The 21,400-nt window shown below is 72.2% G+C and carries 19 protein-coding genes; 11 read left to right on the top strand and 8 right to left on the bottom strand.

From position 1 onward, the window contains the following. The first annotated feature begins 126 nt into the window (after window positions 1–126). A complete protein-coding gene (locus tag QQZ13_RS05275; RefSeq protein ID WP_284528106.1) occupies window positions 127–825 on the top strand; it encodes a GntR family transcriptional regulator in 699 nt (232 codons plus the stop codon). Then, window positions 822–1,841, top strand: a complete 1,020-nt coding sequence (locus tag QQZ13_RS05270) for a 1-aminocyclopropane-1-carboxylate deaminase (protein ID WP_284528105.1) — start codon at window positions 822–824, stop codon at window positions 1,839–1,841. Before QQZ13_RS05275 ends, QQZ13_RS05270 begins: the two co-directional genes overlap by 4 nt. A gap of 30 nt (window positions 1,842–1,871) precedes the next feature. Here the strand turns inward: QQZ13_RS05270 and QQZ13_RS05265 are convergent, their stop codons facing one another. After that, on the bottom strand, window positions 1,872–2,372 hold the full coding sequence (locus tag QQZ13_RS05265; RefSeq protein ID WP_284528104.1) for an Lrp/AsnC family transcriptional regulator: 501 nt from the start codon (window positions 2,370–2,372) through the stop codon (window positions 1,872–1,874). 114 nt (window positions 2,373–2,486) lie between these two features. On the opposite strand from QQZ13_RS05265, the gene QQZ13_RS05260 reads away from it, so the two are divergent. After that, the gene (locus tag QQZ13_RS05260) at window positions 2,487–3,716 is read left to right on the top strand and encodes a PLP-dependent aspartate aminotransferase family protein (RefSeq protein WP_284528103.1); all 1,230 of its coding nucleotides are present in this window, start codon (window positions 2,487–2,489) and stop codon (window positions 3,714–3,716) included. 24 nt (window positions 3,717–3,740) lie between these two features. On the opposite strand, the gene ispG is transcribed toward QQZ13_RS05260, so the two are convergent. Beyond that, window positions 3,741–4,871, bottom strand: coding sequence for a flavodoxin-dependent (E)-4-hydroxy-3-methylbut-2-enyl-diphosphate synthase (ispG, locus tag QQZ13_RS05255; protein WP_284528108.1), 1,131 nt, complete (start codon window positions 4,869–4,871; stop codon window positions 3,741–3,743). 80 nt (window positions 4,872–4,951) lie between these two features. Here ispG and QQZ13_RS05250 point away from each other — a divergent pair, with 80 nt between their 5' ends. Together QQZ13_RS05250 and QQZ13_RS05245 are read left to right on the top strand one after the other, a co-directional pair. Beyond that, on the top strand, window positions 4,952–6,184 hold the full coding sequence (locus QQZ13_RS05250) for a low temperature requirement protein A (protein WP_284528102.1): 1,233 nt from the start codon (window positions 4,952–4,954) through the stop codon (window positions 6,182–6,184). A 201-nt stretch (window positions 6,185–6,385) separates the two neighbouring features. Beyond that, on the top strand, window positions 6,386–8,347 hold the full coding sequence (locus QQZ13_RS05245; RefSeq protein WP_284528101.1) for a chorismate-binding protein: 1,962 nt from the start codon (window positions 6,386–6,388) through the stop codon (window positions 8,345–8,347). 36 nt (window positions 8,348–8,383) lie between these two features. Here the strand turns inward: QQZ13_RS05245 and QQZ13_RS05240 are convergent, their stop codons facing one another. From QQZ13_RS05240 to QQZ13_RS05225, 4 genes are all read right to left on the bottom strand, one after another. After that, window positions 8,384–9,625, bottom strand: coding sequence for an RNA polymerase sigma factor (locus QQZ13_RS05240; RefSeq protein WP_284528100.1), 1,242 nt, complete (start codon window positions 9,623–9,625; stop codon window positions 8,384–8,386). Beyond that, window positions 9,622–9,981, bottom strand: a complete 360-nt coding sequence (locus QQZ13_RS05235; protein ID WP_284528099.1) for a YciI family protein — start codon at window positions 9,979–9,981, stop codon at window positions 9,622–9,624. Before QQZ13_RS05235 ends, QQZ13_RS05240 begins: the two co-directional genes overlap by 4 nt. Window positions 9,982–10,064: 83 nt before the next feature. Further along, window positions 10,065–11,363 carry an RIP metalloprotease gene (locus QQZ13_RS05230; RefSeq protein ID WP_284528097.1) on the bottom strand — a complete coding sequence of 433 codons (1,299 nt, stop codon included), beginning with the start codon at window positions 11,361–11,363 and terminating at the stop codon, window positions 10,065–10,067. An 83-nt stretch (window positions 11,364–11,446) separates the two neighbouring features. After that, window positions 11,447–11,704, bottom strand: coding sequence for a hypothetical protein (locus QQZ13_RS05225; protein ID WP_284528096.1), 258 nt, complete (start codon window positions 11,702–11,704; stop codon window positions 11,447–11,449). A 57-nt stretch (window positions 11,705–11,761) separates the two neighbouring features. Here QQZ13_RS05225 and QQZ13_RS05220 point away from each other — a divergent pair, with 57 nt between their 5' ends. From QQZ13_RS05220 to pflA, 5 genes are all read left to right on the top strand, one after another. Next, window positions 11,762–12,400, top strand: coding sequence for a hypothetical protein (locus QQZ13_RS05220; protein WP_284528094.1), 639 nt, complete (start codon window positions 11,762–11,764; stop codon window positions 12,398–12,400). Window positions 12,401–12,485: 85 nt separating this feature from the next. After that, window positions 12,486–13,199, top strand: coding sequence for a DUF1775 domain-containing protein (locus QQZ13_RS05215; protein WP_284528093.1), 714 nt, complete (start codon window positions 12,486–12,488; stop codon window positions 13,197–13,199). A 44-nt stretch (window positions 13,200–13,243) separates the two neighbouring features. Continuing rightward, a complete protein-coding gene (locus QQZ13_RS05210; protein WP_284528092.1) occupies window positions 13,244–14,815 on the top strand; it encodes a Mur ligase family protein in 1,572 nt (523 codons plus the stop codon). Window positions 14,816–15,031: 216 nt separating this feature from the next. Next, the gene (gene pflB, locus QQZ13_RS05205; protein ID WP_284528091.1) at window positions 15,032–17,293 is read left to right on the top strand and encodes a formate C-acetyltransferase; all 2,262 of its coding nucleotides are present in this window, start codon (window positions 15,032–15,034) and stop codon (window positions 17,291–17,293) included. 36 nt (window positions 17,294–17,329) lie between these two features. Then, entirely contained in the window at window positions 17,330–18,286 is a 957-nt protein-coding gene (gene pflA / locus QQZ13_RS05200; RefSeq protein ID WP_284528090.1) for a pyruvate formate-lyase-activating protein, read from the top strand. A 105-nt stretch (window positions 18,287–18,391) separates the two neighbouring features. Here the strand turns inward: pflA and QQZ13_RS05195 are convergent, their stop codons facing one another. Continuing rightward, window positions 18,392–19,474: a 1-deoxy-D-xylulose-5-phosphate reductoisomerase gene (locus tag QQZ13_RS05195; protein ID WP_284528089.1), complete on the bottom strand. Its 1,083-nt coding sequence runs from the start codon at window positions 19,472–19,474 to the stop codon at window positions 18,392–18,394. A gap of 50 nt (window positions 19,475–19,524) precedes the next feature. Further along, window positions 19,525–20,502, bottom strand: coding sequence for an FKBP-type peptidyl-prolyl cis-trans isomerase (locus QQZ13_RS05190; protein WP_284528088.1), 978 nt, complete (start codon window positions 20,500–20,502; stop codon window positions 19,525–19,527). Window positions 20,503–20,579: 77 nt separating this feature from the next. Between QQZ13_RS05190 and QQZ13_RS05185 the strand changes: the two genes are divergently transcribed. Further along, on the top strand, window positions 20,580–21,398 hold the full coding sequence (locus tag QQZ13_RS05185; protein WP_284528087.1) for a 1-acyl-sn-glycerol-3-phosphate acyltransferase: 819 nt from the start codon (window positions 20,580–20,582) through the stop codon (window positions 21,396–21,398). The last annotated feature ends 2 nt before the right edge of the window (window positions 21,399–21,400 follow it).

Genomic DNA, 21,400 nt, shown 5'->3' with positions numbered 1-21,400 from the left:
GATTCGGAGGATCGCGTCGGATTCGGACGCGCCGCGCCGTGCGCGCCCAATCCGGCGGCATCCTCCGAAGCCGATCGCGAATGGTGCCGTCGCGTTCGGGCCGCCCGCTGCGATATATTGCATATCGTGCCCGTTCCCATCGACTCCCTCCCGCCGAGAGCCCTGCTCCGCGACGACGTGCTCGCGCGACTGCGGGACGCGATCGTCGACGGCACACTCGCCCCCGACGAGCAGCTGCGCGACACCGAGCTCGCCGCCTGGCTGGGCGTGAGCCGCACCCCCGTGCGCGAGGCTCTGCTCGAGCTCGCCCGCGCCGGGCTCGTCCGCGCGACACCGGGCCGGTCGACGGTGGTCGCCCCGCTGGACCGGGCGAGCGTGCGCGATGCGCAGGCCGTCGTGGCCGCGATGCACGCTCTGGCCATCCGCGACGCGATCCCGCGGCTCACCGCCGAGCACCTCGACGCGATGCGCTCCGCCAACGCCGATTTCGCCGACGCCCAGCGCCGCGGCGACGTCGACGGCGCCCTCGCCGCCGACGAGCGGTTCCACGCGGTCGCGGTGGCGGCGTGCGGCAACGCCGCCGTCCGGACGGTCCTCGCACAGTACGAGCCGGTGCTCCGCCGCGCCGAACGGCTCCGCTTCGCCTCGCACGAGGGAGCCGCCTCCGTCGCACGCCACGAGCAGCTGATCGCGCTCTGCGCCGCGGCCGATGCCGACGGCGCCGCCCGGCTCGCCGAGCAGACGTGGCAGACCCTCACCATCGACTCCGCCCCCGACACCGCCGGCGGCACCACGCGCTCCACCGACGAAGGGATCACCCCATGAAGCTCGCCGAGTTCCCCCGCTACCCGCTGACCTTCGGCCCCAGCCCGCTGCAGCACCTGACACGCCTCACCCAGCACCTCGGCGGCGCGCAGGTGTGGGCCAAGCGCGAGGACGTGTCGAGCGGCCTGGCGTACGGCGGCAACAAGATCCGCAAGCTGGAGTACATTGTCCCCGACGTCCTGGCGTCGGGCGCCGACACGCTCGTCTCGATCGGCGGCTACCAGTCCAACCACACGCGTCAGGTCGCCGCGGTCGCCGCGCACCTGGGCCTCAAGGCGCGGCTGGTCCAGGAGAAGTGGGTCCCCTGGGACGACCCCACCAACGACAAGGTCGGCAACATCCTGCTGTCCCGGATGATGGGGGCCGACTCTCGCCTCGACGACGCCGGATTCGACATCGGCATCCGCGACTCCTGGAAGCAGGCCCTCGCCGAGGTCGAGGCCGCCGGCGGCACCGCCTACCCGATCCCCGCGGGTGCGTCCGAGCACCCGCTCGGCGGGCTGGGGTTCGCGAACTGGGCCTTCGAGGTGGCCGAGCAGGAGAAGCAGCTCGGGGTCTTCTTCGACACGATCATCGTCTGCACCGTCACCGGGTCGACGCACGCCGGCATGATCGCGGGCTTCGCCGCGCTCGAGGACCTCACCGGCGTGAAGCGCCGCGTGCTCGGCATCGACGCCTCCGCGACGCTGCAGAAGACCCGCGACCAGGTGGCCCGCATCGCCCGGAACACGGCGGAGCTCATCGAACTCGGCCGCGACCTCCGCGACGACGAGATCCAGGTGCTCGAGGGGTGGGCGGGAGACCTGTACGGCCTGCCCGTCGAGTCGACGATGAACGCCATGGCCCTCGGGGCGCAGCTGGAGGCGATGATCACCGACCCGGTGTACGAGGGGAAGTCACTGGCCGGCCTCATCGACCTCGTCGGCTCGGGCGACATCCCGAAGGACTCGACCGTGCTGTACGCGCACCTCGGCGGTCAGCCCGCGATCAACGCCTACCACTCCCTCTGGAGCTGAGCCACGCGGCCTCCTCGAGGAGGAACGGGCTCACGCCATTCCGGGTGCGACGCGTGCGAGCGGGCCGACGCCCTCGCGGCGTTCGAAGACGAGGTTGGTCTCGGTGGTGCGGACGATCTCGTGCACCGTGATGTGCTGCAGCACGACATCGCGCAGCGCGGCGGCGTCCTCGACGGCGACGTGCACCAGGAAGTCGTCCTCGCCGGCGACGTGGAACACCTCGATCGCCCCGGGCGTGCGCACGAGGGCGTCGAACAGCCGCTCCACTCCCTCGCGCGTGTGACGCCCCAGCCGCACCCGGATGACGGCTTGGAGCGGCAGCCCGAGTGCGGCGGCGTCCAGCACGACCCGGACGCCGGAGAGCACGCCGCGCGCGCGGAGCGCGCGCACGCGGTACGCACACGTCGACTCGGCGACACCGAGGTCGTCGGCGAGCGCCTTGTTCGATCGACCCGGCTGACGCACCAGTGCCGCCAGCAGCCGCAGGTCCAGGTCGTCGAGCCCCGCCGACAGGGTGTGCTGATCGCTCAACGCGGCGCCCCCTTCTCGCAGTGTTCCTGCGTTTTCCGCAATGCTCGCCCCCATGGACGAGTGTCATCCGCAATCATTCTGGACGCGGGATCAGCGTTCGGCAACCATGTTCCCATGACCCCTGCCACGCACCTGGAGACCATCGCCGTCCACGCCGGTCGCGACGACCTTGCCGACCTGGGGGTCCATGCACCCCCGCTCGACCTCTCCTCGACCTACCCGCTCCCCGGCGTGGAGCTCGGCGGCGACTCCTATGAGGCGCTGGCGACCGGCGGTACCCCGCTCCCCGGGGGCAGCCACGTCTACGCGCGCCTGTGGAACCCCACCGTGGCCCGGTTCGAGGACGCGCTGGCGCGGTTGGAAGGCGCCGAGGCCGCCGTCGCGTTCTCATCCGGCATGGCGGCGATGACGGCGGCGCTGCTGGCCCACACGACCTCGCGCGGCCTGCCGCACGTACTCGCCGTCCGCCCTCTCTACGGCGGCACCGACCATCTGCTGGCCAGTGGCCTGCTCGGCACCGCGGTCACGTACTGCGCGGCCGACGAGATCGCCGCGCACCTGCGCTCGGACACCGGGCTGATCGTCGTCGAGACCCCCGCCAATCCCACTCTCGAGCTCGTCGACATCGCCGCCGTCGTCGCGCAGGCGCACGGTGTCCCGGTGCTGGTCGACAACACCTTCGCCACCCCGGTGCTGCAGAACCCGCTCGCCCTGGGCGCGTCGATGTCCCTGCACAGCGCGACCAAGTACCTCGGCGGGCATGGCGACGTGATCGGCGGCGTCATCGCCTGTTCGGAGCAGACGGCCGAGACCCTCCGCCCCGTCCGCGCGATCACCGGTGCGATCCTGCACCCGCTGGCCGCCTACCTCCTGCACCGCGGACTTCCCACCCTGCCGCTGCGCGTGCGGGCGCAGCAGGCGGCGGCCGAGCGGATCGCTTCGTGGCTGTCCGCCCACCCCGCCGTGGACCAGGTGTTCTACCCCGGCCTGTCCGGCAGCCCGCTCCTCGGCACGCAGATGCGCGGCGGCGGCGCGATGATCGCGCTGCGACTGCGCGACGGGTACGACGCTGCCGCGCGGGTGGCATCCGGCCTCCGCGTGTTCACGCACGCCGTCTCGCTCGGGGGCGTGGACTCCCTCGTGCAGCATCCGGCCGCGCTCACGCACCGGCCCGTGGCGGCCGAGGCGAAGCCGGACGCCGGCATCCTCCGCCTGTCGGTCGGACTCGAGCACGTCGACGATCTCATCGACGACCTCGCGCACGCCCTCGACGGAAGCGCCTCAGAACAGGAGAACGCGCCGCAGCAGGCCGATCTCCGCGCCGGAGATCCCGTTCCGGCGTGATCTCCTGCGCCCGGCCGTCGCGTCTCAGGCGGTGACGACCTGCGCCGTGCCCAGCGGTGCGTCGGGACCCATCTCGGCGGCCAGGCGGTTCGCCTCCTCGATGAGGGTGGCGACGATGTCGGCCTCGGGAACGGTCTTGATGACCTCTCCCTTGACGAAGATCTGCCCCTTGCCGTTGCCGCTGGCCACGCCCAGATCGGCCTCACGCGCCTCGCCGGGGCCGTTCACGACGCAGCCCATGACGGCGACGCGGAGCGGGACGGTCATGTCCTTGAGTCCCTCGGTCACGTTGTCCGCGAGGGTGTAGACGTCCACCTGCGCGCGCCCGCACGACGGGCACGAGACGATCTCGAGCTTGCGCTCGCGGAGGTTGAGCGACTGCAGGATCTGATGGCCGACCTTGACCTCCTCGGCCGGGGGCGCCGACAGCGACACGCGGATGGTGTCCCCGATGCCTTCGGACAGGAGGATGCCGAAGGCCGTCGCGGACTTGATCGTGCCCTGGAAGGCGGGACCGGCCTCGGTGACGCCGAGGTGGAGCGGCCAGTCGCCGCGCTCGGCGAGCAGCCGGTAGGCCTTGACCATCACGACCGGGTCGTTGTGCTTGACGGAGATCTTGAAGTCGTGGAAGTCGTGCTCCTCGAACAGCGACGCCTCCCAGACGGCGCTCTCCATCAGCGCCTCGGGCGTGGCCTTGCCGTACTTCTCGAGCAGCCTGCGATCGAGCGAACCGGCGTTCACGCCGATGCGGAGGGACACGCCGGCGTCCTTGGCCGCCTTGGCGATCGCGCCGACCTGGTCGTCGAACTTGCGGATGTTGCCGGGGTTGACGCGGACGGCGGCGCAGCCCGCGTCGATCGCCTGGAACACGTACTTCGGCTGGAAGTGGATGTCGGCGATGACGGGGATCTGGCTCTTCTTCGCGATGATGTGCAGCACGTCGGCATCGTCCTGGGAGGGGACGGCGACCCGCACGATCTCGCAGCCCGAGGCGGTGAGCTCGGCGATCTGCTGGAGCGTCGCGTTGATGTCGGTGGTCGGCGTGGTGGTCATCGACTGCACGCTCACGGGGGCGTCCCCGCCGACGAGCACCTTTCCGACCTTGATCTGACGGCTCTTGCGACGCGGGGCGAGGACTTCCGGCACGCGCGGCATCCCGAGGTTCACTGCTGGCACATCCACAGCCTACGCCGAGCGGTCGGCCGCGAGGCTCGGCCCAGGTGTACGTTTCCTGCATGACGCTGACGCACGGGTTCTCGCGGCTGATCGGGCGGGACCCGCACGAGCCGCACCGCACCGCGACTCCGCTGGAGCTGCTGTTCGACCTCACGTTCGTCGTCGCCTTCAGCCAGGCGGGCTCGCAGGCCGCGCACCTGCTGGAGCTCGGGCACACCACCCCCGCGGTGGTCGGCTTCGCGGTCGCCGTCTTCTCGGTGACCTGGGCGTGGATCAACTACGCCTGGCTGGCGTCGGCGTTCGACTCCGACGACGTCTTCTTCCGGGTCGCCACCTTCGTCCAGATGATCGGCGTCGGCGTGCTGGCGATCGGGCTGCCGGACTTCTTCCACTCGCTCGACGAGGGCCATCACGTCGACAACGCGGTGATGATCGGCGGCTACGTGATCATGCGCGTCGCCCTCATCGCGATCTGGCTGCGGGTCGCCGCCCACGACCCCGCGCACCGCCGCACGGCGCTGACCTACGCCGTCGGCGTCGCCCTCGTCCAGGCGGGCTGGGTCGTGGCCATCGTGGTGAACCCGCCGATGTGGGCGGGTCTCGCGCTGATGGTCGGCCTCGGGGTGGTGGAGATGATCGTGCCGGCGGTCGCCGAGCGCCGCGGCGGCGCGACGCCGTGGCACCCGCACCACATCGCCGAGCGCTACGGTCTGCTCGTGATCATCACGCTCGGCGAGGTGATCCTCGGCACCGTGCTCGCGATCTCCGCGGTGGTCGAGACGCAGGGCTGGACGGTGGAGGCGGCGCTGATCGCCTTCGGCGGGATGCTGCTGGCGTTCGCCATCTGGTGGGCGTACTTCACGGTGCCCGCGGCGCGTCTGCTCCACGTGCGACGGACGCGCTCGTTCGCGTGGGGCTACCTGCACATCGCGCTCTTCGGGGCCGTGGCCGGAGTGGGGGCGGGGCTGCATGTGGCGGCGTACGTCCTCTCGGGCGAAGCCCACGTCGACGCCACATACGCGCAGCTCACCATCACGGTGCCGGTCCTCGTGTTCACGATCGTCCTCGGCATCCTCTACGCGATCCTCGTGGGGCGATTCGACGTCTTCCACGTCTGGCTGATCATCGGAACGGCCGTCGTCCTCGCCGTCGCCGTCGCCGCGTCGGCGGCCGGCGCATCGCTCGGCACGACGATCGTGATCACCGCGGTGGCCCCGCTGGTGGTCGTCGTGGGCTACGAGCTGGTCGGTCACCGCCACCTCGAGGAGGACCTCGCCCGTCTGGAGGCCTGAGCGGCCGGCTGCCCCTCCCCGCCCGCCCCTCGCCGCCTCGGATCGCGCGCGGTCGCCGTGCTACTCTGACCGCATGTTCGCGAACACCTCCTGGTGGCCCACCCGCTGAGGCGGTGTGCTCGCGACCCTGATCACAGACCGCCCCTCGAGGCGGTCTTTTCGTTCCCGCGACGACCGCCCGACCACACGAAAGGCCCGGCGATGACCGCGAGCCCCGCACCTCTGCCCGCCGCGCTGTCCTCCGCCGTGCACGGCGGAGCCCCGTTCGCCCTCCTCGCGCGCGACGACGCGAGCGTCGAGGTGCTGACCGGTTCGGTCGTCGACGTCCCGCTGCTGGGCGACATCCCGCTCCACGACGCCGACGGCCGTGCGCGCGAGGTCCTCGCGCTCGTGCCGTTCCGTCAGGTCGTCGAGCGCGGGTTCGTCTGCCACGACGACGCGGCGCCGCTGCGGTGCCTCGTCGTCGAGGATCACGCCACGGTGTCGCGCGACGAGGTGCTCCGGACGCTGCCGACGACCGAGATCCCGCTCGGCGGGGCCGGGTTCGACATCCCCGACGAGGAATACGCCGACATCGTGCGTCGCGTCATCGCCGACGAGATCGGGCGCGGCGAAGGGGCGAACTTCGTCATCCGGCGCGACTTCACCGCGACCGTCGAGGTCGACCCCGTGACCGCGGGCCTCACGTGGTTCCGCGCACTCCTGGAGCACGAACGAGGCGCGTACTGGACGTTCCTCGTGGTGACGCCCGGACACGTCGCCGTCGGCGCGAGCCCCGAGGCGCATGTCAGCGCCCGCGGCGGCGTGGTCACGATGAACCCGATCTCAGGCACGTTCCGTCACCCCGCCGGCGGTGCGACCGTCGAGACCCTCACCGAGTTCCTCTCCTCGACCAAGGAGACCGAGGAGCTCTTCATGGTCGTCGACGAGGAGCTCAAGATGATGTCGGCGGTCTGCAGCGACGGGGGCCGCATCACCGGGCCGCACCTGAAGGAGATGTCGCGCCTGACCCATACCGAGTACATGCTGCGGGGGCGCAGCACCATGGACCCGCGCGAGATCCTGCGGGAGACGATGTTCGCGCCGACCGTGACGGGCTCCCCGATGCAGAACGCCTGCACGGTGATCGCGCGCCACGAGCGCTCGCCGCGCGGGTACTACTCCGGCGTCGCCGCGCTCTTCACGCCCCACGGCCGGGACGACGCTGCCGGCGGCGCGGGGCACGACCTCGACGCGCCGATCCTGATCCGCACCGCCTACCTCGAGGACGGCAGGCTGCGTGTGCCGGTGGGGGCCACGCTCGTCCGCCACTCCGACCCGTACGGCGAGGTCGGCGAGACCCATGGCAAGGCGGCCGGCGTGCTGGGCGCTCTCGGCGCCGTCGATCGCGACGCGCCCGCGGCGGCCCTCGACGAGGACGCGCCGACGGCGCAGCCGCGCCTGCTCGCCGACGACGAACGCGTGGCGACGCTCCTGGCCGCCCGCAACGAGCGGCTGGCGTCGTTCTGGCTGAATCCGCAGGACTCCCCCGCCGCCGTCGGCCGCTCCGCGGTCGGCGCCGGGAGGTCGGCGGTCGTCGTCGACGCCGAGGACCGCTTCACGACGATGCTCGCCCACCAGCTGCGCCACCTCGGCTTCGATGTGACGATCGTGCCGTGGACCGACGCCGATCCGGCCGCGATCGACGTCGCCGACCTCGTCGTCTCGGGGCCCGGCCCGGGAGATCCGCGCGATCCGGACAGTGCGCGCCTCGCGCGCATGCGCGCGGTCGTGGACGCGCGGATGTCGTCGGGGCGGGCGCTGCTGGCGGTGTGCCTGAGCCACCAGATCCTCGCCGACCGGCTGGGGATCGATCTGGCGCCGCTGGCGGCGCCGCACCAGGGCCTCCAGAAGGAGGTCGACGTGTTCGGGCAGCCGGCGTCGATCGGCTTCTACAACACGTTCACCGCCCGGGTCGAGCCCGGCACGGCGACGCTCGGTGCGACCGAGATCGCCGCCGATCCCGTCTCGGGCGACGTCTACGCGCTGCGCGGTCCGGGGTACGCGACCATCCAGGGTCACCTGGAGTCGATCCTCTCCCGGGACGGCCTGGAGACGCTCGAGCGGCTGGTCCGTCACGCACTGGACACCGCCCCGAGCGCCGCGCCGGTCGCGGCGCGCTGAGGAGGCCCGGCGACGACGACCGTCCCGCGCGCCGACTCAGCGCGAGAGGCGTTCGGCCAGCAACCGGCGCTCGGCGCGGTTGTCCGTCAGCTCCAGCGCGCGCCGGTCGGCCGCGTCGGCTTCGTCGGTCCGCCCCAGATCGCGCAGGAGCCGGCCCCGGACCGCGTGCCACAGCCGGTAGCCGGACAGCCGCGGGGCGAGCGCGTCGACCTCGGCCAGCGCGGGGCGCGCGCCGGCGACGCGGGCCAGGACGACGGCCCGGTTCAGCGCGACGATCGGCGACGGGTCGTATCCGCGGAGCATGTCGTAGAGCACGAGCATCTGCAGCCAGTCGGTGCGTTCGGCCGACGGCGCGTCGATGTGGCACGCGGCGATCGCCGCATGGAGCTGCCAGCGCCCCGGCGCACGCAGCGCAGCCGCCCGGTCGAGCTCGGCGCGGCCGCGCGCGATGAGCTCGGGGTCCCAGCGGCGACGGTCCTGACGATCGAGCAGCACCAGCTCGCCACCCGCGGAGCGGGCGCCCTCGCGCGCGCGGTGGAACAGCAGCAGCGCGTGCAGACCCGCCGCCTCGGCCTCGCCCGGCAGCTCCTCGGCGATCACCCGCGCCAGCCACAGCGCATCGTCGGCGAGGTCGCGATCGGCCACCGCGTCGGCCCCGGCGGCCAGGTGCGCCGTGTCGTAGAGGACCGACACAACGGTGAGCACGAGGTCGAGACGGTCCGAGCGCTCCGCGGGGCCGGGGATCCGCAGCGGGATCGCGATGGCCGCCATGCGGCGCTTGGCACGCGAGATGCGCTGCCCGACGGTCGCCTCGGATTCGACGGTCGCCCGGGCGATCTGCGCGGTCGTGACGCCGAGGACGGCGCGCAGCGTCAGCGCGAGCTGCGCCTCGGGCGCCAGTGCCGGGTGGCAGCAGCCGAACAGGAGCGGCAGCCGCTCGTCGGTCTCCGTCGGGGTCGGCGGGACCGCCGTCTCGGCCAGGTGCTCCAGCTTGGCGCGGTAGGTCCGGTCGCGACGCAGGCGGTCCAGGGCGTTGTGGCGCGCCGCCTGCAGCAGCCAGCCCCCCGGCCGCGGCGGCACCCCGCGCCGTCGCCAGTCCGCCAGCGCCTCCTCGATCGCCTCGGCCGTCGCCTCCTCCGCGACGTCCAGGCTGCCCGTCGTCGCCGTCAGGATCCCGACGATGCGCGCCGCCTCTTCCCGCACCAGGCGTGCGAGCTCGCGGTCGGATGCCGCGGCGCGGGCGGCCGGACCCGGCGCCGCGGCATCCTCGCGGGTCACTGCTCGAACTGGCTGTAGTCGGTCACCATCGGCCGGATCTCGACCGACGTGCCGGGCATCTCGAGCATCGGCCAGCTCTGGGCCAGCGCGATCGCCGCGTCGATGTCGGGGACGTCGATGACGCTGAACCCGCCGATGACCTCCTCGGCCTCGGAGAACGGGCCGTCCACGACGACTCCTCCGCCGCGGACGGTCGTCGCGGTGTCGGCGGGCTGGAGCTCGGCCCCGCCGTCGGCGATCGCGTCGTCGTGCTGCTGGAACCATTCGTATACGCGGGCGTACAGCGCCTCACCCTGCTCGGCCGACAGCTGCGCATCCGCTTCCGGGGTGGAAGTGAACATGATGACGTACTTCACGGTGGTGTCCTTTCGTCCATGGGAACCGTGTCATCCCCACAGCGAACGGGCAAGGCCGATTTCGACAGCCGCCGCCGAACCCGTCAGCCGAAGAGCTGCACCGGGTTGACGATGTCGGCCAGGATCAGGACGCCTCCCATGACGATGAGCGCCACGACGACGACGAAGGTGACCGGCACGAGCTTGGTCGCGTCGACCGGCGCCGGCGGCGGACGGCGGAACAGCTTCGCCCAGCCGCGCTTGAGCCCGTCCCAGAGGGCGACCACGACGTGCCCGCCGTCCAGCGGCAGGAGCGGGATCAGGTTGAAGACGAACAGCGCGATGTTCAGCCCGGCCAGCAGCTCCAGGATCGCGGCCGCGCGGTTGAGGATCGGCGCGTCGACGGCGGCCACTTCGCCCGCGAGGCGTCCGGCCCCCACCACCGACAGCGGGCCGTTGGGGTCGCGCTCGGCTCCGGTGAACATGTCGACCGCGGTCTGGTACACCTTCGCCGGCAGCTGCCAGATGATGCCCGCGATCTGGCCCGTCCGCTCGAAGGCGGTCTGCGCGCCCTCCCAGATCGGCTGGGGCACGTAGGCGACGGTGGCGGTCATCCCCACGAATCCGACCTCGGCGGTGACGACCTGCCCGTCGGCGCCCATCACCTCGCGCTCGGCGAGCATCGGGGTGACCTGGAGGGTCACCTGCTCGCCGTCGCGGTCGACGACGACCGGGATGCGCTCGTCGGGGGCGGCCTGGATGATGGTCGAGGCCTCTTCGAAGGTCGACACCGGCGTGCCGTCGACCGACACGAGCACGTCGCCCGGACGGATGCCGGCGGCGGCCGCCGGAGACGCGGGATCGCCCTCGGCGCACTCGGTCTGGGTCGACCCCGCCGGAAGGACGCACTCGTTGACCGACGCGACGGTGGTCGTGGCCGTCTGCAGGCCGATCCCCGACAGGACGATCGTGAGCAGGACGATCGCCAGCAGGAGGTTCATGATCGGGCCGCCGAGCATCACGACGACGCGGCGCCAGACCGGGAGCTCGTAGAACGCCCGGCGGCGACCGTCCCCGGTGCCTTCGAGGGTCTCGTCGTTGGCGGCGCGGGCGTCCTGCACCATCGTGGCGAAGAAGCCGCCGCCGAGCCGTCCCTCCCGGCGCGAGGGCGGGTACATCCCGGCCATCGAGATGTAGCCGCCGAGGGGCAGGGCCTTCAGGCCGTACTCCGTCTCGCCGATGCGACGCGACCAGAGCGTCGGGCCGAAGCCGATCATGTACTGGCCGACCCGGACCCCGAACGCCTTGGCGGGAGCCAGATGGCCGATCTCGTGGAGGGCGATCGAGACCGCGAGTCCCACCACGAGCAGGACGACGCCGATGAGGAAAGCGAGGACGGTCACGAGCGCCCACAGTACCCGCGTCAGCTAGGAATTGGCCGCACGGACAACCCGGTCGCGATGACCGCCGCCGTCATGTCGCCCCGTCAGGTCCACGTGTGGTGCACGTGCCACCCGGCAGCCGACGGATACACGTCGAACACCACGCTGACGCCGTCGTCGTCGGTGCCCTGGAAGCGCCAGCCGTAGAACCCGCGCCCGCCCTCGGTGGCTCCCCACACCGAGTCCCGCAACCGGGTCGGCGCGTCGGTGACGCGCCAGCGGCGGCCGGCGTAGAACATCCGCGACGGGATGTCGTCCACCATCCATATCGTCAGATCGTGCTCGTCGGTGGCGTGGGTCATGAGCCCGACAGTATCGAACATATCTTCGATACTCAAGGGCTCGGGTAGGCTCTCCCCGTGGATCGGGATCGACGCGGCGACGGGCACGCGGACCGGACGGCATCGCGCCGCCGCCGTGCGCTGCGCGGTGCGGCCGCCGCCGCCGTCGCGACGATCGTCGCCGGCACCGCCCACACCCTCGCCGGGGGAGGTGCGCCGCCGTGGTGGCTGCTCCTGTCCCTGGCACTGCTGACGAGCCCCGCCGCGGTGTGGCTGGTCGGGCGCCGACCGTCCGTCGCGGGCACCGCTGCGGCCGTCGTCGCCGCGCAGCTCGCCCTGCACGTCGCCTTCGCCGCGGTGGGCACGGGAGACCCGGCGAGCGTTCCGGGCGCCGGTCACTCCGCCGGCCACGCGGTCTCCCCCGCCGTCATGGGCGAACTCGGCCGCTCCCTCGCCTCGGGAAGCCACCTCCACCTCGACGCCGGCATGATCGCCGCCCACCTCATCGCCGCCGTGGCCACGGTGCTGCTGCTCGCCCACGGCGAGCGCGTCGTGCGCGCGATCGCCCGCGGCATCCGCCGTGTGCTCAGCCGCGCGCTGCCCGTGGTCCCGCCACCGGTGATGCCCGCGTACCGCCAGGGCGCTCCGCTCGCCCCGGCCGCGGCGGTCTTCCTGTCCGTGCTGTCCCGACGGGGCCCGCCCGCGCTCGCGCGCTGACCCCTCCGCGGCCCACGCCGCACCACCGCCGACCGTCCCGCCTCGGGCCCGCGGCGCCCCGTCGATCGACCACAGAAAGCACACCATGACCGTCATCACCCCTGCACGCCGCCGCGCCCGCCTCGCCGGCGGTCTCGCCCTCGCCGCCGCCCTCGTCGTGGCCGCACCCCTCGCCGCGTCCGCGCATGTCCACGTGACCCCCGAGGCGGCGAGCGCCTCGGCGTCGACCCGCCTGTCGTTCAGCTTCAGCCACGGCTGCGACGGCTCGCCCACGACGGCCCTCGTCGTCAACATCCCCGACGGCGTCGACGGCGCCACGCCGGTCGTCGACGGCGCGTGGACCATCTCGCGCGAGATCGGCGACGACGGCGTCGCGACCCAGGTCACGTACGCCGCGGTCACCCCGGTGGAGGACGGCCTCAGCGCGGCCGTCGCCCTCGATGTCATCTTCGCGACGTCGGCGGCCAACACCTACGTCGCCTTCCCGGTCGTGCAGCAGTGCGAGACGGGACAGACCGACTGGATCGAGGTCGCCGAAGACGGCCAGAGCACCGACGACCTCGAGGCGCCCGCGCCCGTCGTCGCCGTCGGCTCCGTCGCCGAGGACGACGGTCACGGGCACGGCGGCGACACGGCCGGCGACGACCACAGCGACGCCGACCACGCCGAGGCCGACGCCGACACCGCTGCGCAGACCGGCGCCCAGGCAGACCCGGTCGCGCGCTGGCTCTCCGCCGGCGCCCTCGTGGCCGCCCTCGCCGCGCTGGGTGTGACCCTGCTGCGTCGCCGCCGCACCTGACCGAGAGGGACGACGGCGGGGTCGGGTGAGAGGATGGAGGCGCTATGGCCGACATCGCCCCGACCCCGCCCGTCCTGCGTCCCGAGCACCCGCCGCGTCGCCGGCTGACGCAGCTCGCCGAGCGGTTCGCCGCCCGCACGATCGGCGACCTCGCCGAAGTGGAGGCGACCGGCATCACCCTCGCCACCGCTGATCTGCGCCCCGGCGAGGTCTTCGTCGCGGTGCCGGGCGCACGCCGCCACGGTGCGGAGTTCGCCGCCGACGCGGTCTCCCGCGGTGCGGTCGCCGTCGTGACCGACGAGGCGGGCGCGCAGCCGGCGGCCGCCGCCGGGGTCCCGGTGCTCGTGGTGGACGACCCGCGCGCCCGCCTCGGCGCGATCTCGGCGTGGATGTACGGGACGGACGCCGACATGCCGCTGCTGCTGGCCATCACCGGCACCAACGGCAAGACGAGCGTCTCGCACCTGGTCGAAGGCATCCTGCGCGGTCTCGGAAAGGTGACCGGGCTGTCCTCCACCGCCGAGCGCCACATCGCCGACCAGGTCATCCCCTCGCGGCTCACGACCCCGGAGGCCTCCGAGATGCACGCACTCCTCGCCCTCATGCGGGAGCGCGGCGTCGAGGCGGCGATGGTGGAGGTGAGCGCGCAGGCACTGTCCCGTCATCGCGTGGACGGTCTCGTCTTCGACGTCGCCGGCTTCACCAACCTCACCCACGATCACCTCGACGACTACGGCGACATGGCGACCTACCTCGAGGCCAAGCTCGCGCTGTTCCGGCCCGACCGCTCGCGCCGTGGGGCCGTGTGCGTCGACGCGCCCGAGGGACGCGAGGTCGCCCGCCGCAGCGAGGTGCCCGTGACCACGGTGCTGACGCCGGCGCTGGCCGACGGGCCGGTCGACGCGGACTGGGTCGTCGACATCCTCGACGAGCGCCCGGACGGCACGACGTTCCGGCTCTCCCATCGCGACGGGCGGTCGCTCGTGACCACCGTGCCCGTCATCGGCAGCCACATGGCCTCCAACGCGGGGCTCGCGGTGGTGCTGCTCGTCGAGGCCGGCATCGACTGGGGCGAGCTCATCGCGCTGCTGGACGGCGCGCGCATCCCCGCCGAGCTGCCCGGACGGATCCAGCGCGTCTCCGGCGCACGCGGGCCCGCCGTCTACATCGACTTCGCGCACTCGCCCGACGCGTTCGTGAAGACGCTGGAGGCGGTGCGCCGGGTGACGCCGGGCCGCGTGGTCATGCTCACCGCGGCCAACGGCGACCGCGACGTCACCAAGCGCGAGGACATGGGGCGCACGGCCGTGCTCGGAAGCGACATGCTCGTCGTCACCGATCAGCATCCGCGCTCCGAGGACCCCGCCCTCATCCGCGCCGCCCTCGTGGCCGGTGCGCGCCGGGCGCGGCCCGAGGCGGACATCCACGAGGTGACGCCTCCCGAGCAGGCCATCGCCTTCGCGGTCTCGCAGGTCACCGAGGGCGATGCGGTGCTGTGGGCCGGACCGGGTCATCAGCACTATCGCGAGATCGCCGGCGTGCGGGTGCCCTTCGACGCGGCCGAGGCTGCGCGAGCGGCGCTCCGGGCCGCGGGCTGGCCGCCCGACGTCGCCTGAGGCCGCCTGACGTCGCCGGGCGCTCGAAAGCCGCCGGACACCGTCGCGGCGTTGTGGGCGGACCACAAGCGATCTTTTTTCCCGGCCCCTCCGTCGACAGAGTTCCACAGCGTTCTGTTGTGGTCTGACCACACGCGCTATCCTGAGGACATCCGGCACGCCGGGCGGGCTCCTCCCCTCGTCGTGACCGATCCCACGAGGAAGCAAGGAAGCGAAATGACCATCGTCACCCCCGCCGCGCAGGACGCTCAGCCCGCCGCCTGGAACGGATTCACGTCCGGACCGTGGCAGGACGCCATCGACGTGCGCGACTTCATCCAGCGCAACTACACCCCCTACGAGGGCGACAGCACGTTCCTCGCCGGTCCCACCGAGCGCACGACGCGCATCTGGGCCACCCTGGCAGCGATGTTCCCGGAGGAGCGCGCGAAGGGCATCTACGACGTCGACGCCCACACGCCCGCCGGCATCACCGCACACGCCCCGGGCTACATCTCCCGCGAGGACGAGATCATCGTGGGTCTCCAGACCGACGCCCCGCTGCGCCGCGCCATCATGCCCAACGGCGGATGGCGGATGGTCGAGGGCGCTCTCGACACCTACGGGTACGAGGTCGATCAGACCCTCAAGACCGTGTACACGGAGTACCGCAAGACCCACAACCAGGGCGTGTTCGACGCCTACTCCCCCAACGTGCGCGCCGCACGCAGCAGCCACATCATCACGGGACTCCCCGACGCCTACGGCCGCGGCCGCATCATCGGCGACTACCGCCGCGTGGCCCTCTACGGCGTCGACGCCCTCATCGCCGCGAAGAAGGTCGACAAGCTGGGCCTGGACACCACCCCGTTCACCGAGGAGGTCGTGCGCCAGCGCGAGGAGCACGCCGAGCAGATCCGCGCCCTCGGCGAGCTGAAGACGATGGCAGCCTCCTACGGCTTCGACATCTCGGGCCCCGCCACCAACGCCCGCGAGGCCGTCCAGTGGCTCTACTTCGCCTACCTCGGCGCGGTCAAGGAGCAGAACGGCGCCGCGATGTCGCTCGGACGCACCTCCACCTTCCTCGACGTGTACATCGAGCGCGACCTCGCCGAGGGCGTGCTCACCGAGGAGCAGGCGCAGGAGATCATCGACGACTTCGTGATCAAGCTGCGGATCGTCCGGTTCCTGCGCACGCCCGAGTACGACGCGCTGTTCTCCGGCGACCCGACCTGGGTGACCGAGACCATCGGCGGCATGGGCGAGGACGGACGGCCGCTGGTCACCAAGAACTCGTTCCGCTACCTGCAGACGCTCTACAACCTCGGCCCCGCTCCCGAGCCGAACATGACGGTCTTCTGGAGCCCCGAGCTCCCGCAGGGGTTCAAGGACTATTGCGCGCAGGTGTCGATCGACACGTCGGCCGTGCAGTACGAGTCCGACGAGATCATCCGTCCCGCCTGGGGCGACGACGCGGCGATCGCGTGCTGCGTGAGCCCCATGCGCGTGGGCAAGCAGATGCAGTTCTTCGGCGCCCGCGTCAACCTCGCCAAGACCCTCCTCTACGCCATCAACGGCGGACGCGACGAGGTGTCGGGGCAGCAGGTGTCGCCGGTGGCGGCCCCGGTCGGCGACGGCCCGCTCGACTTCGACGACGTCATGGCGAAGTTCGACCTCACGATGGACTGGCTCGCCGAGACCTACGTCGAGGCCCTCAACTGCATCCACTGGTCGCACGACAAGTACGCGTACGAGCGCCTGGAGATGGCCCTGCACGACAAGGACGTGCTGCGCACCATGGCCTGCGGCATCGCCGGCCTGTCGGTGGCGACCGACTCGCTGACCGCGATCAAGTACGCCACGGTCACCCCTGTGCGCGACGAGCGCGGCATCGTCGTGGACTACGTCACGGAGGGCGAGTTCCCCACGTACGGCAACGACGACGACCGCGCCGACGACATCGCCGTCGACCTGGTGGAGCGCTTCATGGCGAAGATCCGTCGTCACCCGATGTACCGCAACGCCCTGCCGACCCAGTCGGTGCTGACGATCACGTCGAACGTCGTCTACGGCAAGGCGACGGGCAACACCCCCGACGGACGTCGTGCCGGCGAGCCGTTCGCCCCGGGAGCCAACCCGATGAACGGACGCGACACCCACGGCATGCTGGCCTCGGCGCTGTCGGTCGCCAAGCTCCCCTACGACCAGTCGCAGGACGGGATCTCGCTCACGAACACCGTCGTGCCGGCCGGCCTCGGTCGCACCAAGGAGGAGCAGATCCACAACCTGGCGGGCCTGCTCGACGCCTACGTCGGCTCCGAGGGGTACCACATGAACGTCAACGTGCTGAACCGCGAGACGCTCGAGGACGCCATGGAGCACCCCGAGGACTACCCGCAGCTGACCATCCGCGTCTCGGGCTACGCCGTCAACTTCGTGCGGCTCACCCGCGAGCAGCAGCTGGACGTGCTGTCGCGGACGTTCCACGGGTCCCTGTGACCCCGGACGCCTCGAGCGCAGAGAAGAGCTGACATCATGGCCGCGACGATGCTCCGTCGCCCCGCGTGCGGCAGCCCTGACCGATCCACCCGACCGGAGGACCTTGCCCTCCCCGACGACGCGGTGCGCCTGGAGGCCCCCCTCCAGGCGCCCGCGCCCGCCGGCCGCCGCGCCGGTGCAGGGCTCGACGGCCTGCACGTGGAGCCGGTCGACCACCACGACCGCCTCGCGGCGATGCGGGAGGGGCGACTGGGGTCCGTCCACTCCTGGGAGCTCGTGACGGCGGTCGACGGCCCGGGCACGCGCCTGACGACGTTCCTCAGCGGCTGCCCGCTGCGCTGCCTGTACTGCCACAACCCCGACACTCTGGCGATGAAGGACGGCACCCCGGTCACCAGCGACGAGCTGCTGTCCCGGATCGCCCGCTACCGCGCGGTCTTCCGCGCCACCGGCGGCGGGGTCACCCTGTCGGGCGGCGAGGTGCTCATGCAGCCGGCGTTCGCCGCGCGGATCCTGCGGGGCGCGAAGGAGCTCGGCATCCACACCGCCCTGGACACGTCGGGCTACCTGGGCCGCAACGCCACCGACGAGATGCTCGCCGACACCGATCTGGTGCTCCTGGACGTCAAGAGCGGCGATCCGGACACCTACCGGCGGGTCACCGGCCGCGAGCTGGAGCCCACCCTCCGGTTCGGGCGACGCCTGGCCGAGATGGCCGGCGGCCCCGAGATCTGGATCCGCTACGTGCTCGTGCCGGACCTCACCGATGACCCGGCCGGGATCGATCGCGTCGCGCAGTACGCGGCGTCGCTCAACGACATCCGACCGGGAGCGGTCTCCCGCGTCGAAGTGCTCCCGTTCCATCAGATGGGCCGCGACAAGTGGGACGCCCTCGGCCGCACCTACGAACTCGGTGACACCCCGGCCCCGTCCGCGGAGCTCGTGGACCGCGTGCGCGCGCAATTCCGCGCACACGGCCTGACCACCTACTGACGTCCGTCAGTCGGGTCGCCGGTGCCCTCTCGCGCCGGCTGGACCGCTCGACCCGCCCCTTCCGCTTCCAGGGGCGGGACGAGCGGCATGCACGCGTGTGCCCGATCAGCGCGCAGCGATGAGCCGGTCGGCCTCCGCCCGTGCCCACCGCTCCGTCTCGACGAGGCTCTCGCGCGTCAGGGCCGCGGGCGCTTCGTGCAGGTCGACCACCCGGGCGACGACGTCGAGGATGCCGAGGTAGTCCAGTGCGCCGTCGTGGAAGGCGTCGACCGCCTGCTCGTTCGCGGCGTTGAACACCGCCGGGTAGGTCCCGCCCGCGCGCCCGACGCGCTTGGCGAGGGAGACCGCAGGGAACGCGTCGTCGTCGAGAGGCTCGAACGTCCACGACGTCGCCCGCGTCCAGTCCAGCGGCGCGCCCACCCCGGCGACGCGGTGCGGCCAGTCGATTCCCAGCGAGATCGGGAGCCGCATGTCGGGCGGGGAGGCCTGCGCGATCGTGGAGCCGTCGTCGAACTCGACCATCGAGTGGACGATCGACTGGGGATGCACGACCACATCGATGTCGTCGTACGGCACCCCGAACAGCAGATGCGCCTCGATGACCTCGAGCCCCTTGTTCACGAGCGTCGAGGAGTTCGTGGTCACGACCCGTCCCATGTCCCAGGTCGGGTGGGCGAGCGCCTCGGCGGGCGTGACGCCGGCCAGCTGCTCCCGGGAGCGACCGCGGAAGGGGCCGCCGGAGGCCGTCAGCACGAGTCGCCGCACCTCCGCCGGCGTGCCCGAGCGCAGCGCCTGGGCGATCGCCGAGTGCTCGGAGTCGACGGGCACGATCTGGCCGGGTGCGGCGAGCGCGGTGACGAGGTCGCCGCCGACGATCAGTGACTCCTTGTTGGCGAGGGCGAGGGTGCGGCCGCCTTCGAGGGCGGCCAGGGTCGGGCCGAGCCCGACCGATCCCGTGATGCCGTTGAGCACGACATCGGCCTCGACGTCGCGGACCAGCTGCTCGGCCTCGTCCGCGCCGAGCGCCGTGTCGGCGACGTCGAACTCGGCCGCCTGCGCCGCCATCCCGGCGCGATCGCTGCCCGCGGCGAGACCGACGACCTCGAAGCGGTCGCGGCGCGAGCGGATCACATCGAGGGCCTGGGTTCCGATCGAACCGGTGGAACCCAGGATCACGACGCGACGCATAGCGTCAGCCTAGAGGCCTTCGCCTGTCGGGGGCGCCTCGCGCTCCGCGCTCACTCCGTCTCGACGTGCTGGGCGCCCAGGATGTCGACGACGAACGCGAGGGTCTCGCCCTTCAGGTCGCTCTCGTTGATCTCGCCCTCGCCGTAGCCCTCGGCCGGGGGGATGACGACGAGCACCTGCGAGCCGACCGGGAAGCCGACGAGCGCCTTCTGGAACCCCTCGACGAAGCCCGTGGTCTGCGCGGCGTAGGGCGCCTTGCCGTTCCAGGTCTCGTCGAAGACCTCGCCGTTCGACCAGCGCACGCCCGAGTACTGGATGAGCACGTAGTCGCCGTCCTGGACGGTGTAGCCGTCGCCCTCCTTGAGGGTGGCGACCTCCGTCTCGGTGGGCGGGTCGGCGTCCGGGATCTCGATCGTGGGCGCGCCGTCGTCGGCGAGCGTGACGACCGGCAGGCCCGGGGCCGGGTCCTGCGGCTCGCCCCACGCGGCCGTGGGGACGACCGACAGCAGGTCGACCACGTACACCTCGGAAGCGATGGCCTCGCTGGTCTCGGTGGCCGGGGTGGCCGGGAAGGTCGCCACGACGCGGCTGCCCGGGGCGTTGCAGCCCAGGATCTGACCGAGCGGGCTGTCCGACGAGATCTGCGACGGCAGGAGCTCACCGGGCTCGTAGCCGAGGGTCACCAGCTCCTCGCCCTCGTCCGCGCCGTACGCGGTCAGCGCGTACTGGACGTAGTCGCCGGCCTGCGTCGGCTCGCCGTCGCCCTCCTGCAGGACGGTGGCCTGGAGCTCGTCGACCTGGAGCGGCGCGTCGAAGCTGATGGTGGGCGCCGAGCCCACCTCTCCCTCGACCGACACCGACTCCGACGCCGCACCCGAGGGGGCGATCGCGTCGCACAGGTCGACGGCGGCCGTCGCCGTGCCGGTGGGGGTCGGCGACGCCGTCGTGCCGCCCAGGCCGGAGCACCCGGCCAGCAGAACGGCCGACGCGGCGGCGATGGACACGGTGACGAACGGGCGCAGACGCACGGAAAGACCTCACGATGGCAGGAAGGGGACCCGACCATCCTGTCGCACTTTCTTCTGTCCCGGCTGTGAGAGCTGCCATGCCGGGGCCGGCATGGAATCGGGAGTACCCTCGACTGGTGACAGATGAGCAGAAGCCTGAGGCCGAGGCCGCTCCCCCCGAGAGCGAGGACGTCTCGGGCGTCGGCTTCACCTACTTCGTCGGACGCTGGATCGTCGCCCCGCTCGCGCGCATGGTCTACCGGCCGCGCATCGAGGGCGTGAGGAACGTTCCCCGCAAGGGCCCGATCATCCTCGCCAGCAATCACCTGTCGTTCATCGACTCGTTCGTCATCCCGATGTTCGCGCCGCGGCCGGTCTACTTCCTCGCCAAGTCCTCCTACTTCGACGGCAAGGGGCTCAAGGGCTGGTTCAGCCGTCAGTTCTTCACGGCGATCGGCGCGACCCCGGTGCAGCGCGGCGCCGGCCAGGCGGCGCTGGACGCCCTCGACCAGCAGCGGCGCATCCTCCAGTCCGGGCGTGCGATCGCGCTGTATCCCGAGGGAACCCGTTCGCTCGACGGCCGCCTCTACAAGGGACGCACGGGGGTGGCCTTCCTGGCGCTCGAGACCGGCGCGCAGGTCGTCCCCGTCGGTTTGATCGGCACCAACGAGGCCATGCCGGTCGGCGCCAAATGGCCCAAGTTCTCACCGCGGATGGTCATCCGCTACGGCGAGCCGCTGGATCTCGCCCACCTCGGACCCGCCTCATCGGGGCGGGCGCGACGGCAGGCCACCGACGAGATCATGGCCGCGATCCACGCGCTGTCGGGTCAGGAGCTCGCCGGCGCCTACAACGAGGCTCCCGCACAGAACCCCGTGGAGCGGCTGCGGCAGGTGCTCCCGCACGAGCGGCGCTGACG

This window comes from Microbacterium sp. T2.11-28, from assembly GCF_950097975.1.
GTDB lineage: Bacteria > Actinomycetota > Actinomycetes > Actinomycetales > Microbacteriaceae > Microbacterium.
This window is presented reverse-complemented; position numbering and strand designations above follow the sequence as displayed.

Excerpts from the sequence above, each read along its gene's own strand:
- pflA (WP_284528090.1), top strand. The coding sequence starts at position 17,330 with ATGGCCGCGACGATGCTCCGTCGCCCCGCGTGCGGCAGCCCTGACCGA.
- QQZ13_RS05225 (WP_284528096.1), bottom strand. The coding sequence starts at position 11,704 with ATGACCCACGCCACCGACGAGCACGATCTGACGATATGGATGGTGGAC.
- QQZ13_RS05260 (WP_284528103.1), top strand. The coding sequence starts at position 2,487 with ATGACCCCTGCCACGCACCTGGAGACCATCGCCGTCCACGCCGGTCGC.
- QQZ13_RS05215 (WP_284528093.1), top strand. The coding sequence starts at position 12,486 with ATGACCGTCATCACCCCTGCACGCCGCCGCGCCCGCCTCGCCGGCGGT.
- QQZ13_RS05250 (WP_284528102.1), top strand. The coding sequence starts at position 4,952 with ATGACGCTGACGCACGGGTTCTCGCGGCTGATCGGGCGGGACCCGCAC.
- QQZ13_RS05245 (WP_284528101.1), top strand. The coding sequence starts at position 6,386 with ATGACCGCGAGCCCCGCACCTCTGCCCGCCGCGCTGTCCTCCGCCGTG.
- pflB (WP_284528091.1), top strand. The coding sequence starts at position 15,032 with ATGACCATCGTCACCCCCGCCGCGCAGGACGCTCAGCCCGCCGCCTGG.
- QQZ13_RS05270 (WP_284528105.1), top strand. The coding sequence starts at position 822 with ATGAAGCTCGCCGAGTTCCCCCGCTACCCGCTGACCTTCGGCCCCAGC.
- QQZ13_RS05185 (WP_284528087.1), top strand. The coding sequence starts at position 20,580 with ATGCCGGGGCCGGCATGGAATCGGGAGTACCCTCGACTGGTGACAGAT.
- ispG (WP_284528108.1), bottom strand. The coding sequence starts at position 4,871 with ATGCCGCGCGTGCCGGAAGTCCTCGCCCCGCGTCGCAAGAGCCGTCAG.
- QQZ13_RS05195 (WP_284528089.1), bottom strand. The coding sequence starts at position 19,474 with ATGCGTCGCGTCGTGATCCTGGGTTCCACCGGTTCGATCGGAACCCAG.
- QQZ13_RS05210 (WP_284528092.1), top strand. The coding sequence starts at position 13,244 with ATGGCCGACATCGCCCCGACCCCGCCCGTCCTGCGTCCCGAGCACCCG.